We start from the raw sequence: 14,161 nt of genomic DNA on the forward strand, positions 1-14,161 counted from the left end.
AAGTGAAAGAAACTTAGGCGAGCGATCTGACCAAGCTGCCAAAGTGGCTTCTTTGTCAGACTGCCAAGTGCCTACTAGCCACTCATTCGGACGCGAAAGTTTTTCCATTGGCACCTAACACCTGAGTTAAGCCGCGCCGCGAAGCGGCGTCGGCTTGGACGAATTGTTAGACCGTACCACAACCAACAAGGAAACCAATCATGTACCAAGATGCGAAACAATCCACCTACAACACCACGACCGACCCCGTGCGCGAGCAGCCGTTGTGCGAATGCGCGTTGAATCAAATCGGAGGACAGCTTGACCGGCTATCTGCGGTTGTCGAGTCCTTCCACGCGCGCCTGCGTACCGTCACCCGGATCGCTCCCGAAAATCCGCAGGCGGAAACCACGCGCGAGCAAGGGCAATCGCCGCTGCACGACACGCTAATTTCCGTGCGGGAATCCGTTGCGCACCAAGCTGACAGGCTGGAACGGCTGCGCGAGCTTCTTACGGTCTAACACCAAGTAGACCCCAAAAGCGGGGCGTAGGGGGGATAGTCGCTTTTGTGTTGTCGGTGGTCAAGTGGAAATCCTACCCTAAATCAAGGCATTAGCTGCTGGTTGACGTGCCTTGTTTGGCTGAATGCTTGCGAATATGCATTCGAATGCGGGGTCGGTATGTTGGGAAATGACAAAAATGCGGGTGTAGTCAGTGATGTGTCGGACTCGCTCAAACCTGGGCTGATCGACGTAGTTCGGTCAAGGATACGGACCAAACGCTACAGTTTACGAACCGAGCAGGCATATACCGGTTGGATTCGTCGGTTCATCTCCAGCAACGGTTGGCGGCACCCTCGGGAGATGGGGGCGGTGGAGGTGGAGTCGTTCTTGAGCAGTTTAGCGGTGGAAGGAGCGGTGGCGGCAAGTACGCAAAATCAGGCGTTATCGGCGTTGCTGTTTTTGTATCGTGAGGTGTTGAAGATCGATTTGCCGTGGATGGACGCGGTCTTTCGTGCCAAGTCTCAGCGGAGGTTGCCAACCGTGTTGTCGGTAGAGGAGGTTCGCCGGTTGTTGGCGATGATGGAGGGCCGGCCATGGGTGTTGGCGAGTCTGTTGTATGGCAGCGGCATGCGTTTGATGGAGTGTCTGCGGTTGCGGGTGAAGGATCTTGATTTTGCTCGCAACGAAATTACGGTGCGTGATGGTAAGGGGGGCAAGGATCGACGCACGATGCTGCCGCGGTCAATTGAGGAGGAGTTGCGCAGGGAGGTTGCGCGTGCGCGGGTGCTGCATCATCAGGATTTGGAGTTGGGGTTTGGTGAAACCCTGTTGCCGCACGCACTTGCGCGAAAATATTCAAATGCCGGTAGGGATTTTGGATGGCAATTTGTATTTCCTGCTGCGCGGCGCTCAATTGATCCGCGCACTGGCGGTGAGCATCGCCATCATTTTGATGATGCCGTGCTGTCACGCGCGCTTAAGAGGGCGCGGGCCGCGAGTGGAATTACCAAATCACTCAGTGCGCACACCTTGCGGCATTCATTTGCCACGCATTTGCTGGAAGCAGGGTATGACATTCGCACCATTCAAGAATTGCTGGGCCATAAGGATGTGGCGACGACCCAGATTTACACCCATGTGTTGAATCGGGGGGGGCGTGGGGTGCGTAGTCCGTTGGATGTTTAGAGCAGCAACTGGGGTGGTTCGGGCGCTATTGGCGTGCGCGTCGCAGGCCGTGAGATGCGCTTGCGTCAGGCTGTTCATCCTTGCCTCGCCTGCTTTGGAGCTACTGCGATGATTCGTCAAGAACTGGATGCTTGCCTGCGCTTTTGCGTGGTGTCGGGGGCGTTGGCGGTGCTCTTGCTCCCCGCCGCACGTGGTCACAACGTCTATCTGGGTTGGTTGCCATTGTGGTTGCTGGGGATGCCGCTGGTGGCGTGGTGGAGTTTGCGTGGCTGGCCGCTACCCAAGCTGGCTTTGCGTTTGCCGCGTCGGCGGCGGGCGCAGGCGCGGCGTGTCTGACTTCTGATACATCACCGCAGCTTGGCCTGCATGGTAGCGTTGTGGTCTGTTTTCCACCGCACGGATGTCTCATGCCGCACATTTCCAACGCCGTTCTATTGGCCGGCCTCGCCATTGCCGGCGGTGCCGCCGCACAAACCCCGCCGCAAGACGATCCGTATGCGTGGCTGGAGGATGTCAGCGGTGCAAAGTCGCTGGATTGGGTCAAGGCGCGCAATGCCAAGGCGGAGGCGGACATCGCCAGCAGCGCGCCGTTCAAGACACTGGAAGCGCAGATCCGCGCCAGCCTGGATTCCACCGCCAAGATTCCGGGTGTCGAAAAAATCGGTGCGTATTACTACAACTTCTGGAAGGACGCGCAGCACCAGCGCGGCCTGTGGCGGCGCACCACGCTGGATGAATACCGCAAGCCGGAACCGGCATGGGAAACCGTGCTGGATCTGGACGCGCTCAATACTGCCGAAGGCACGCAATGGGTCTGGCACGGGGCCAATTGCCTGCGGCCGAAGTACCAGCGCTGTCTGATCGCGCTGTCGCCGGGCGGCTCCGACGCCGATGTCACCCGCGAGTTCGACCTCACCACCAAGCAGTTCGTGCAGGACGGTTTCTTTCGCCCGGAGGCCAAGGGTGGGCTGGGCTGGATCGACGAAAATACGGTGTACGTCTTCACTGATTTCGGCGCGGGCACACTCACCAGCTCGGGCTACCCGCGCATGGTCAAACAATGGACGCGCGGCACGCCGCTGGCATCGGCCAAGCTCGTGTACGCAGGCAAGCCCGATGACATGTACATTTCGGCGCTGCATGACGACACTCCCGGCTTCGAGCGTGATTTCATCAGCCGCACCCTGGCGTTCTACAACGATGAGCTGTACCTGCGCGGCGCGAACGGTCAGCTGACCAAGGTTGATGCCCCCAATTCCGCGCAAAAGGCTGTGCACAAGGATTGGCTGCTGCTGGAACTGCGGGAGCCGTATACCGCCGGCGGCAAGACCTACGCGGCGGGCGCGTTGATCGCGACCCATTTCGACGCGTTCATGGCCGGCAAGCGTGACTTCAGCGTGCTGTTTGCGCCCACCGATCACGCGGCATTGGCGAGCTATGCATGGACCAAAGATCACCTGATCCTGAACGTGATGGACCATGTCAAGAATCGCCTGTCGGTGTTCACCCCCGGCAAACAGGGATGGGGCAGCACAGCGTTCGTGGGTGCACCTGGTATCGGCACCGTTGGCGTGTCGCCGGTCGATCCTGATGACAGCAACGCGCTGTGGCTGACCAGCACGGATTTCCTGTCACCCACCACGCTGTCGATTGTCGACGTCGGCAATGCGCCCGAAGTGTTGAAATCCAACCCGGTGTTTTTTGATGGCAGCCTGGACGTGATCGAGCAACACTTCGCCACCTCGAAGGATGGCACCCAAGTGCCGTATTTTCTGGTGCGGCCAAAGGATCTGAAGTTCGACGGCAAAACGCCAACACTGTTGTACGGCTATGGTGGGTTTGAAATTTCGCTCACGCCCAGCTACTCCGGTGCGATTGGCAAGGGCTGGCTGGAAAAGGGCGGTGTGTACGTGCTGGCCAATATCCGTGGCGGTGGCGAATACGGCCCGCGCTGGCATCAGGCGGCGCTCAAGGCCAACCGCCACAAAGCCTATGAAGACTTTGCGGCAATCGCGGATGATCTGGTGGCGCGCAAGATCACCTCACCCAAGCACCTGGGCACCATGGGGGGCAGCAACGGCGGTCTGCTGATGGGCAATATGCTCACCCAATATCCGGAAAAATTTGGCGCAATTGTGGTGCAGGTGCCGCTGCTGGACATGAAGCGCTATAACCACCTGCTGGCCGGCGCGTCGTGGATGGCCGAATACGGCAACCCGGATACCAGCGATTGGGACTTCATTCAAACCTTCTCGCCGTATCACCTGTTTGATGCCAGCAAGGACTACCCGCCAACCTTGTTCACCACCTCCACCAAGGATGACCGCGTGCACCCGGCGCATGCACGCAAGATGATGGCGAAGATGGAAGCGGCCGGTAAAAACGTGCGCTATTACGAGAACATCGAGGGTGGCCACGGTGGTGCCGCCAACAACGCACAGGCCGCACACATGAGTGCGCTGGCGTACACCTTCCTGTGGCAGCAATTGACCAAGTGATGCGCTGACGATGACGCTTCCCATCCCGCCCCGCGCTGCCCGGCACCCGCACACCGTCACCGCCCCGCACGGCGCGCAGCGGCAAGACCCGTATTACTGGCTGCGCGATGACGAACGCAGCAGTCCCGACGTGCTGGCCTACTTGCACGCCGAAAACGCTTACGCAGACGCCATGTTGGCCGCCAGTAAGCCGGTGCAGGATGCGCTGTATTCGGAAATCGTGGCGCGCATCCAGCAAGACGACGCCAGCGTGCCGTTCCGCAAGCGCGGCTACTGGTACTACGCCCGCTTTGAAACCGGCAAGGACTATCCCATCCATGCACGCCGCCAGGATGCTGAAGGTGTCGATGCGGCGTCCATCCTGCACGCCAATGCCGCTGGTGATTTCAGCGGCGAACAGGTGCTGCTGGACGTCAATCTGCTGGCGGCCGGCAAGGATTACTACAGCGTGGGCGTGTATGAAGTCAGCCGCGACAACCGCATGCTGGCCTATGCCGATGATGGCAACGGCCGTCGCCAATACAGCATTCACTTCATCGATCTTGCGACCGGGCAACCCCTGCCCGATGTGATCGAAGGGGTGGCACCGGATTTGGTATGGGCCGACGATAACCGCACGCTGTTCTACATCGAAAACGACCCCGACACACTGCTCACCGTGCGTGTGAAAAAACACGTGCTGGGCAGCGATGCCAGCCATGACCCCATCGTCTATGAAGAGGCCGATGACAGCTTCTACATAGGCATCGAGCGCACCCGCGATGATCGCTATATCCTCATCGGCGTGAGCAGCACGGTGTCGGATGAGCTGCGTTATGCGCCGGCGTCCGATCCGCAGGAGTTCCGCATCCTGGCCCCACGCAGGCGCGAGGTGGAATACGACGCCGACCATTACGGCGGGCGTTGGGTGATCCGTACCAATGCCGGTGGTGCCACCAATTTCAAATTGGTGACGGCCAGTGATGACGCGACCACCCACTGGCAGGACTGGGTGGCGCATCGTGATGATGTGTTGATTGAAGGATTTGAATTGTTTGACAGTTTCACCGCGATTGCCGAACGCAGTGGCGGGCTGGAGCGTGTGTGCATCCTCAAGCACGATGACAGCCAGGCGCATGTGGAGGCCAACGAATCGGCCTATTCGATGGGGCTGGACGTCAACAGCGAAGCGGCCAGTGAATGGCTGCGCTACAGCTACACCTCGCTGACCACACCGCTTACCACCTATGCACACAATGTGCGCACCGGCGAGCGCCAATTGCTCAAGCGCCAGCCGGTGCCGGGTGGCTATGACCCCGCGCAGTACGTCACCGAACGCCTGTGGGCGACCGCCCGCGACGGCACGCAAATCCCGGTATCCATCGTCTATAAAACAGGCTTTCGGAAAAACGGCACCGCCGCGCTGTTGCAATATGCGTATGGCAGTTATGGCTTGTCGATGGATCCCGGTTTTTCACCCACGATTGTCAGCCTGCTCGACCGCGGCATGGCCTATGCGATTGCGCATGTTCGCGGCGGCCAGGAAATGGGCCGTGCGTGGTATGAAGCCGGCAAGCTGCTGCACAAGCAAAACACCTTCACCGACTTTATCGATGTGACCGATTTTCTGGTGCAACAAGGCTATGCCGCATCCGGTCGCGTGGCTGCGCATGGAGGCAGCGCCGGCGGCTTGCTGATGGGGGCAATCGCCAACATGGCACCCGAAAAATATCGGGTGATCCTCTCGCAAGTCCCCTTTGTGGATGTGGTGACCACCATGCTGGACCCCAGCATTCCGTTGACCACCAACGAATACGACGAATGGGGCAACCCGGAAGACAAGCCGTTCTACGCGTACATCCTTGCGTATTCGCCGTATGACAATTTGCACACGCAAGCCTATCCGGCAATGTTCATCGGCACCGGCCTGTGGGATTCGCAGGTGCAATATTGGGAGCCGGCCAAGTATGTGGCGCGCCTGCGCGATGTGAACACGTCCAGCCACCCGCTGGTGTTTCGCACCAATATGGAGGCCGGCCACGGCGGCAAATCCGGCCGTTTCCGCCGCTACCGCGAGCAGGCGGAGCTGTATGCCTTCATGTTGGAGCAGTTGGGGGTTGGCCCCGCCACATGACCCGTTTCCTCTGGGCACTGCTGGCGTGGGTCAGCCTGATCCTGGGCATCATTGGCGCAGTGCTGCCGGTGATGCCCACGGTGCCGTTCATCCTGCTGTCGGCATTTGCCGCCACCCGTGGCTCGGATCGTCTGCGCGGCTGGCTGGTGGCGCACCCCACCTTTGGCGGCGCCATCCTGGATTGGGAACAGAACGGGGCCGTTACCCGCAAAGCCAAATGGATCGCCAGCGCGATGATGTCGATCTCCTCACTGTCCATGGCCTACTTTGCACCACGCCCGTGGATGGCCGCCATCGGCATCGGCTGCATGGCTCTGGTGACCCTGTGGCTGTGGTGCAGACCGGAGCCGCGACAGCCGCCGGAGCCACCGTTACACTGCACGGATGACTAAGCGCATCGTACTTCTCGCCCTGTTGTTCACCGCCCTTACTGCCTGCGGCAATAAAGGCCCCTTGGTGATGCCCGATAAAAAACCGGCAGCCACGCCTGTCGCACCCCAAGACACCCCGCCCACAGACACGCGCCCAGCGGCACCGCAATCGGGTGCGCACACCGCGCAAGAGTGAGCGCAGCAGCCATGCGGTTCAGCAAAATGCACGGCGCTGGCAATGATTTTGTCGTGCTGGATTTGCGCAGTGGCTCGGCCGCGCCATCGGCTGCATTGTGCGCACGCATGGCGGACCGGCATATCGGTGTGGGTTGCGATCAAATTCTGACTATCGAATCCGCATCCCATCCCAATGTCATCGCCAACTATCGCATCTGGAATGCCGACGGCTCGGTCTCTGGCCAATGCGGCAATGGCGCGCGCTGCGTGGCAGCGTGGTTGGTGCGTGATGGCGCAGCCCCGGCACAGGGCAGCTTCATTATCGAAAGCCCTGCTGGCAGGCACACAGTCGAGCACGATGGCCACGGTGGGTTTGTGATCGACATGGGCCCGGCGCGGTTTGCGCCTGCGGAGATTCCGCTGAACGGGTTCGAAGCAAGCAGCCTCTACACGCTGCACCTTGGCGCCGAGATAGTACAGTTCGGTGCGGTGTCGATGGGCAACCCGCATGCGGTGATCGAAGTGGACGATGTGGCGAGCGCTGACGTGCTGCGTATCGGCCCACTGTTGCAAGCGAGCGCCGCATTTCCACAGTCGGCCAATATCGGGTTTGCGCAGGTGCTTTCGCCCACCCGGATACGCTTGCGCGTGTTCGAGCGCGGGGTGGGTGAAACCCTGGCCTGCGGCAGTGGTGCGTGTGCGGCGGTGGCGGTGCTGGCCCGGCGTGGACGTGTGCAGCACGATGCGCAAGTGGCCGTGCAGCTGCCGGGTGGATGTTTGCAAATCTGTTCCGATACACAAGCCGATACGATGCGCATGGCCGGCCCGGCCTCATTTGTGTTTGAAGGGGAATGGTTGTGACGATGGAATTTGACGGTATTACCGAGAAGCTGCGCGCGCACGAAGTGGCCACTTGGTTGCGTCGGCATCCGGCTTTTTTGCAGCAATTCCCGGATCTGGCACAAAGCTTGGTGGTGCCACGCGAAAGCGGGGCCACGGCGTCGCTGGCCAGCTATCAACTGGAAATCCTGCGCGAAAAAAATCGCGAGTTGAATCAGCGCCTGCATGAATTATTCGCCACCGCACAGGACAATGAACGGTTGGCGGTGCGCGCCCATCAACTGACCTTGGCGTTGATGAAGCAAACCAGCGCCGCCGATACCCTGCGGGCGATGGCGGCTGCACTGGTCGAAGATTTTCACGGTGACTTGGTGCGGTTTGTGCTGTTTCATCCGGTGGCAGCGATTGACGATGCCGACTGGTTGCAAGTAATTGCCGCCGACAGCCCGCGGCTGGCCAGCTTCCGCGACATCATGGGCAACCCCGAGCCGATTTGCGGTCGCCTGCATCCCGACAAGAACACGCTGTTGTACGGTATGCGCGCCGATGATGTGCAGAGCACTGCCTTGCTGGTATTGCCCGGGGTTGGTTTGGTGGCCGTCGGCAGCTGCGATGGCAATCGTTTTTACCCTGGCATGGGCACCCTGTTTTTACGCATGATGGGTGAAGCCTTGGCGGCGGCGTTGCAGCGGTTTCAGTGACCCGCTTGCCTGCGCAAGCGGAAGCAGGCAGCGAAGATGACGCTGACTCCGGACATCGGTGACTTCCTCGCCTTTCTTGCAGTTGAGCGGCAGAGCTCTGCGCACACACTTGATGCCTATCGCCGCGATTTGGCGGCATTGGTGGCGTGGGCGCAAGGCTGCGATCTGCTGAGCTTGCGTGGCGAGGATCTGCGTGCCTTTATCGCCAGCGAGCATCGGCGCAAACTATCGCCAAAATCCTTGCAGCGGCGGCTCTCGGCCTGCCGCAGCCTGTATCGCTGGCTACTCAAGCAAGGCCGCATTGCAGCGGATCCCTGCGCCGGCGTGCGTGCACCCAAAGCCGCGCGCGCATTGCCGCAAGTGTTGGATGTGGATGAAGCTGTGCAGTTGGTGGAACTGCCCACCGATGCGCCATTGGGTCTGCGTGATCGCGCCTTGTTGGAGTTGTTCTATTCCTCCGGACTGCGCCTGTCCGAAGTCTGCGGCCTGCGCTGGCGAGATCTGGATTTCGATCAGGGCTTGGTCAGTGTGCTGGGCAAGGGCAGCAAGCAGCGCATCGTGCCGGTGGGCTCGCATGCACGCAGCGCGTTGCAGGCATGGCAACAAGCATCCCGCGGTGAGTCTGCGTACTTCGTGTTCCCTGGGCGCGCCGGCAAGCAAATTTCAGCGCGTGCGATTCAATTGCGCATCAAGCAATTAGCCCTCCGGCAAGGCGTGTACAAGCGTATCCACCCGCACTTGTTGCGACACAGTTTTGCCAGCCATGTGCTGGAGTCATCGGGTGATCTGCGCGGCGTGCAAGAATTACTGGGGCATGCCGATATTTCCACCACCCAGATCTATACCCATCTGGATTTCCAGCATCTGGCCAAGGTGTATGACGCCGCGCATCCGCGTGCCAAGCGCAAGCGCTGATGCGACCTCAGGGCAGGCCACGGATGCCGCCGAATGGGCGATTGGATTGCAAGACATGCCAACTGTCGATTTCCAGCGCGCAGTCATAGCGCGCATCCAACCCTCGGTGGTGCGCATCGGCGACAAAGGCGCGATAGCGCTCCTCGACCTGTTCCGCCCAATTGCGTGTGGGTGATGCGGTGGCGGCATCGAAGGGTGGCGACTGGCGCAGGCACTGCTCGGTTTCCGGGTCGCCTGCGCCGAAGACGCTTGCCGTTTCGGGGGCCGCCGTTGCCGGCTTCGGCCGAAACTGGTGGCGCACGCGCAGGCCCAGCGAGAGCACATGGCTGCGATCCAGCCCGCGCCGCTGCAATGCGCGTTGCGCGGCGGCATAGCTGGCCTGCACCTGGCGCAGGCGGCTACTCTGTGAGATCGAACCATGCCGAATGCGGTAGCGATACAGCGGTTGCGGAAGATGCCCAATGCTGCAAGTTTCAGACAAGCGCAAGCACAGGTCGTAATCTTCCGCATAGGCGGCCATTGGATTGAAGCCGCCCACCGCCAGATAGGCATCGCGGCGGATCAGGCGGAACTGATAGGTCATGAAGTGCACCAGCAACTGGCGTGCGGAGTAGGGCGTGTTGCAGCGCGTGCCCGGCCCCAGCAAAGCGCCGTTCTCGTTGATTTCGACGTATTGCGAATACGCCATCCCAAGCTGTGGATGTGCGCGCAGGAACGCGTGCATTGAAGAAAGTGCGATCGGCTCCAGAATGTCGTCGCTGTCCAGCACACCCAGGAATCCACCACGCGCCTGCGTCAATGCTGCCGCAAGCGCTGCTGGGTTGCCGCGGTTGCAACCTTCGCCCAGCACTCGAAACCGCGCATCACGCGCGGCGTAGGCCGCAGCAATCTGGCCACTGCCATCGCTGGAGCCGTCATCCCACAGCAGCCCTTCCCAATGCGGATAGTCTTGCGCCAACAAGCTGTCCAGCGCCGCCGGCAGGTAGCGGGCGGTGTTGTAAATGGGTACGGCAATACTGATCAATGGCGCGTGCATGGCTGAATCTTCGGGCAATGAGGGCGCTTGAAGCCGGGATGGCCGTCCCCACATTGTCTTCTCAACGGAGAAAACGATGGACCCCAGCCAGAACCCCACGGTATTTCATGCCACCACGATTGTCTCGGTACGCCGAGGCGGGCAAGTGGTGATTGCCGGTGATGGTCAGGTGACGCTTGGCCACACAGTGATGAAGGCCAATGCGCGCAAGGTACGCCGGCTAGGCAAAGAGGGCCGCGTATTGGCTGGGTTTGCCGGTGCGGCAGCGGATGCGTTCACCTTGTTCGAATTGTTCGAGGCCAAGCTGGAAAAGCACGGCCAATTGACCCGTGCCGCGGTGGAAATGGCCAAGGATTGGCGCACCGAGCGTCGCTTTGGCAAGCTCGAAGCCTTGCTGGCGGTGGCCGATGCCGACACCTCGCTGATCATCAGCGGCACCGGCGATGTGATTGAACCGGAAGATGGGCTGATTGCGATTGGTTCGGGTGGCATGTACGCACTGTCTGCCGCACGCGCGCTGCTGGCGCATACCGAACTCGAGGCCAAGGCCATTGCCACTGAGGCGCTGAAGATTGCCGGCGATATTTGCATCTACACCAATCAGAACATCGTGGTCGAGCAGCTGTAAGCCCGCCCTGCGACGCATCGGGGCGACTCGATCAACCAAGCGAGTATCGGGGAGCGACTTGATCGGGTCGCCCCGATGCGTCGCTGCCAAGGACCCATCACCATGACTGACTCTTCCTCCATGACCCCACGCGAGATCGTTGCCGAACTCGACCGCCACATCGTCGGCCAGCATGCGGCCAAGCGCGCGGTGGCGATCGCCCTGCGCAACCGCTGGCGGCGGGCGCAGCTTGCGCCTGAACTGCGCAACGAAGTGATGCCGAAAAACATCTTGATGATCGGCCCCACCGGCGTGGGCAAAACCGAAATCGCACGTCGTTTGGCCACGCTGGCCAATGCGCCGTTTGTGAAGGTGGAAGCCACGCGGTTTACCGAAGTGGGTTATGTCGGCAAGGACGTCGAGCAAATCATCCGCGACCTTGCCGATACCGCCGTCAAGCTTTATCGCGCACAGGCCCGTGCCAAGGTGCGCACGCAGGCCGAAGAGCGCGCCGAAGACCGCATTCTGGACGCCCTGCTGCCCAAGCGGGAAACTGCGCCGGGCTTTGGCTTCAATGCTGCCACCACCACCACGGTGGATATTGGTGCAGAGCCGTCTTCGCAAGAATCGGCCACCCGCCAGAAACTGCGCAAGCAATTGCGCGCCGGTGAGCTGGATGAGCGTGAAGTGGAATTTGATATCGCGATGAATATCGGCGTGGACATCATGACCCCGCCGGGCATGGAAGACATGGGCCAGCAATTGCGGCAAATGTTTTCGCAGGTGTCGGGCAGCAAGACCCACAAGAAAGCCCTGACCATCAAAGCCGCACGGCCGATGTTGATCGAGGAAGAAGCCGGCAAATTGATCAACGAAGACGAGGTGCGTGAAGCTGCAATCGAAGCCTGCGAGCAGCACGGCATCGTGTTTATCGACGAGATCGACAAAGTGGCCAAGCGCAGCGAAGGCATGGGTGCCGATGTCTCACGCGAAGGCGTGCAGCGCGACCTGCTGCCGTTGGTGGAAGGCAGTACCGTGAGCACCAAGTACGGCGCGGTGAACACCGATCATATTTTGTTTATTGCCAGCGGTGCGTTTCATTTGGCCAAACCGTCGGATTTGATTCCGGAGATGCAGGGCCGTTTCCCGATCCGGGTGGAATTGGGCGCACTGGGCAAAGACGATTTTGTGCGCATCCTGACCGAGCCCAAGGCCGCATTGACCAAGCAATACGTGGAGTTGATGGGCACCGAAGGCGTCAGCCTTGTGTTCGCGCCGGAAGCGGTGGAGCGGTTGGCCGAAATTGCGGCACATGTGAACGAGCGCCAGGAAAATATCGGTGCCAGGCGCTTGCACACGGTGCTGGAACGCCTGCTGGAATCGCTGAGTTTTGATGCACCCGACAAGGGCGGCAACGTCCATATCGACCGCGCCTATGTGGATGCGCAACTGGGCGAGCTGGCGCAGGACCCGGATTTGAGCCGCTATATCTTGTGAGGCGGCGCAGGGAGGCGTGCTTGTCTTTTCCTTCTCCCCGCTAGGCGGGGAGAAGGTGCCAAAGGCGGATGCGGGAGTTCTTCAACTATTGAGGCTGTAAGTGGCGTAGATCGCCGCCTCGTCCAAGACATGCCCGCGCATGGCACGCAACACATCGGCGGCGGTAAATGCGGTCGGCAATGACAGCGCGGCCACATCCAGCGCAAAGATGCGGAAAAAATAGCGATGCGTACGCAGGTCGTGCGGCGGTGGATACGGGCCGTCGTAGCCAAAATACTGCCCAGCCATCGCCGCATCGCCGGCAAACCAGCCGGTGTAGTCGTTCAGGCCGGTGAGGCCGCCGGCGTCATGACCCTGTGGTTTGCCGTTGGCGGTCAGGCCGTGGCTGCAACTGCCCGCCGCGATTTCGTGCACGTCTGCGGGAATATTGGCCACCACCCAGTGCACAAAATCCCCGCGTGGATGCGCCACTGGAATGGGGGTGGCGCTATCGGCCACCAAGCCGCCATCGGTGGGTGCATCGGTGTCGATGCACAGCAAGGCAAACGATTGGGTGGCCGCCGGCGCAGCGTCCCACGCCAGATGCGGATTGCGATTGCCGCCAACGTTTTGCCCATGCTCGGCACCCAGGGCGAATTCGGCGGCGAGAGTGTGCCGGTGCTCAAAACTGTTGCTGTGGATGTGCATGCGCGTCTCCATGTGGACGATGCGTGCAGTGTGGGCGCGGTTGTTGCCGGCATCAAGCCAGCGCGGCCAGCAACGTTTGCGCCACCCAGCGTTCGGCGTAACCATCGAGGGATGCGCCTTCGATGAACCCGCAATGGCCGCCGTGGTGGGCCAGTTCCACGCTGACCATGGGCAAGGTCGCGATGCGATGAAACTGCGCCAGCGGAATCACCGGGTCATCTTCGGCCATCAGCACATGGGCCGGCAGTTGCAATGCCTGCAAGCGATCCCCGGCGATGCAATAGCCGTTGAAATATGCCTCCAAATCGGCGAAGTCGGTGTTGTTGTGCACCATCCACGCGGTCAACGCGCGCATCGGCAGCTGCAATACGTCGTTGCCGAAGGTGTGAACTTGCGGAAACAGCGCGCGTTTGCGGGCCAGTGATTGCCGCCATTTGCGTTCGAAATAGCGCAGATAGAATGCAGGCCCGGCCTCCATCTGATCCATCGCCCCGGCGGGATCCAGCAGTGGGCATACCGCTGCCACGCGCTGCAGCGGCAGGCCAGCCGCCGGTGCGCGCAGGGCGAGCCGGAGTGCGAAATTGCCGCCCAGCGAATAGCCGGCGGCGACCAATGGCAGGTCTGGCCACAGTTTGGCCACCGTGCCGGCGGCTGCCAGCACTTCATCGAGCCGATTGGAATGGAACACGCCTTCGTTGAGGTGATGGCTGTTACCGTGATCGCGGAAATTCAGCCGGAATACGGCCAACCCCGCGTGCAGCAATTGGGCGGCAGTCAGGCGCATATAGCTGGACTCGGCACTGCCTTCCCAGCCATGCAGCAACAGCGCCATCGCACGCGGCGGTTGTGCGGCAGGCAGGCTGGCAATGCCGTGCAGGCGCACGCCGCTACCCACTTCCAACACCATCGGTTGATGGGTAGCGGCGGCCTGCTGCAGACGCACGCGGCCGCGCGCGCTGCGCATGGGGCTGGAGGCCAGCAGTGATTGCGCGTGCCGATTACGCAGCCAACGAGGCGCCAGAAAGGGCGAGGCAGTCAGGCTCACGGGATGC

At 61.0% G+C, this 14,161-nt stretch carries 15 protein-coding genes; 12 read left to right on the forward strand and 3 right to left on the reverse strand.

What is annotated here, in order from left to right; all coding sequences use genetic code 11:
• Positions 1 to 200 precede the first annotated feature (200 nt).
• From K7B09_RS10135 to xerC, 10 genes are all read left to right on the forward strand, one after another.
• On the forward strand, positions 201 to 500 hold the full coding sequence (locus K7B09_RS10135; protein WP_223629350.1) for a hypothetical protein: 300 nt from the start codon (positions 201 to 203) through the stop codon (positions 498 to 500).
• A 159-nt stretch (positions 501 to 659) separates the two neighbouring features.
• Complete coding sequence (locus K7B09_RS10140) at positions 660 to 1,667, forward strand: integron integrase (protein ID WP_223629448.1); 1,008 nt, start codon at positions 660 to 662, stop codon at positions 1,665 to 1,667.
• A 108-nt stretch (positions 1,668 to 1,775) separates the two neighbouring features.
• Positions 1,776 to 2,003, forward strand: coding sequence for a hypothetical protein (locus K7B09_RS10145; protein ID WP_223629351.1), 228 nt, complete (start codon positions 1,776 to 1,778; stop codon positions 2,001 to 2,003).
• 71 nt (positions 2,004 to 2,074) lie between these two features.
• A complete protein-coding gene (locus tag K7B09_RS10150; protein WP_223629352.1) occupies positions 2,075 to 4,165 on the forward strand; it encodes a prolyl oligopeptidase family serine peptidase in 2,091 nt (696 codons plus the stop codon).
• A gap of 10 nt (positions 4,166 to 4,175) precedes the next feature.
• Positions 4,176 to 6,278, forward strand: coding sequence for a S9 family peptidase (locus K7B09_RS10155; protein ID WP_223629353.1), 2,103 nt, complete (start codon positions 4,176 to 4,178; stop codon positions 6,276 to 6,278).
• Positions 6,275 to 6,670 carry a YbaN family protein gene (locus tag K7B09_RS10160; RefSeq protein WP_223629354.1) on the forward strand — a complete coding sequence of 132 codons (396 nt, stop codon included), beginning with the start codon at positions 6,275 to 6,277 and terminating at the stop codon, positions 6,668 to 6,670. The genes K7B09_RS10155 and K7B09_RS10160 overlap by 4 nt, the downstream gene beginning before the upstream one ends.
• Positions 6,663 to 6,845, forward strand: a complete 183-nt coding sequence (gene lptM / locus K7B09_RS10165) for an LPS translocon maturation chaperone LptM (protein ID WP_223629355.1) — start codon at positions 6,663 to 6,665, stop codon at positions 6,843 to 6,845. Before K7B09_RS10160 ends, lptM begins: the two co-directional genes overlap by 8 nt.
• 11 nt (positions 6,846 to 6,856) lie before the next feature.
• Complete coding sequence (gene dapF / locus K7B09_RS10170) at positions 6,857 to 7,687, forward strand: diaminopimelate epimerase (RefSeq protein WP_223629356.1); 831 nt, start codon at positions 6,857 to 6,859, stop codon at positions 7,685 to 7,687.
• Positions 7,688 to 7,689: 2 nt separating this feature from the next.
• Positions 7,690 to 8,367 (forward strand): DUF484 family protein, encoded by a 678-nt coding sequence (locus tag K7B09_RS10175; protein ID WP_223629357.1) that lies wholly within the window; start codon positions 7,690 to 7,692, stop codon positions 8,365 to 8,367.
• 36 nt (positions 8,368 to 8,403) lie between these two features.
• Positions 8,404 to 9,282 (forward strand): tyrosine recombinase XerC, encoded by an 879-nt coding sequence (gene xerC / locus K7B09_RS10180; protein ID WP_223629358.1) that lies wholly within the window; start codon positions 8,404 to 8,406, stop codon positions 9,280 to 9,282.
• Positions 9,283 to 9,289: 7 nt separating this feature from the next.
• Here the strand turns inward: xerC and K7B09_RS10185 are convergent, their stop codons facing one another.
• On the reverse strand, positions 9,290 to 10,318 hold the full coding sequence (locus tag K7B09_RS10185) for a glycosyltransferase (protein ID WP_223629359.1): 1,029 nt from the start codon (positions 10,316 to 10,318) through the stop codon (positions 9,290 to 9,292).
• A 76-nt stretch (positions 10,319 to 10,394) separates the two neighbouring features.
• On the opposite strand from K7B09_RS10185, the gene hslV reads away from it, so the two are divergent.
• A complete protein-coding gene (gene hslV / locus K7B09_RS10190) occupies positions 10,395 to 10,946 on the forward strand; it encodes an ATP-dependent protease subunit HslV (protein WP_223629360.1) in 552 nt (183 codons plus the stop codon).
• 102 nt (positions 10,947 to 11,048) lie between these two features.
• Positions 11,049 to 12,422, forward strand: a complete 1,374-nt coding sequence (gene hslU, locus K7B09_RS10195; protein ID WP_263296809.1) for an ATP-dependent protease ATPase subunit HslU — start codon at positions 11,049 to 11,051, stop codon at positions 12,420 to 12,422.
• Between the two features lie 81 nt (positions 12,423 to 12,503).
• Here hslU and K7B09_RS10200 read toward each other — a convergent pair whose 3' ends face one another.
• Together K7B09_RS10200 and K7B09_RS10205 are read right to left on the reverse strand one after the other, a co-directional pair.
• Positions 12,504 to 13,109 (reverse strand): YbhB/YbcL family Raf kinase inhibitor-like protein, encoded by a 606-nt coding sequence (locus tag K7B09_RS10200; RefSeq protein WP_223629361.1) that lies wholly within the window; start codon positions 13,107 to 13,109, stop codon positions 12,504 to 12,506.
• Between the two features lie 52 nt (positions 13,110 to 13,161).
• The gene (locus tag K7B09_RS10205; RefSeq protein WP_223629450.1) at positions 13,162 to 14,148 is read right to left on the reverse strand and encodes a YheT family hydrolase; all 987 of its coding nucleotides are present in this window, start codon (positions 14,146 to 14,148) and stop codon (positions 13,162 to 13,164) included.
• Positions 14,149 to 14,161: the final 13 nt, after the last annotated feature.

It is taken from the genome of Thermomonas beijingensis (genome assembly GCF_020034655.1).
GTDB classification, from domain to species: domain Bacteria; phylum Pseudomonadota; class Gammaproteobacteria; order Xanthomonadales; family Xanthomonadaceae; genus Thermomonas; species Thermomonas beijingensis.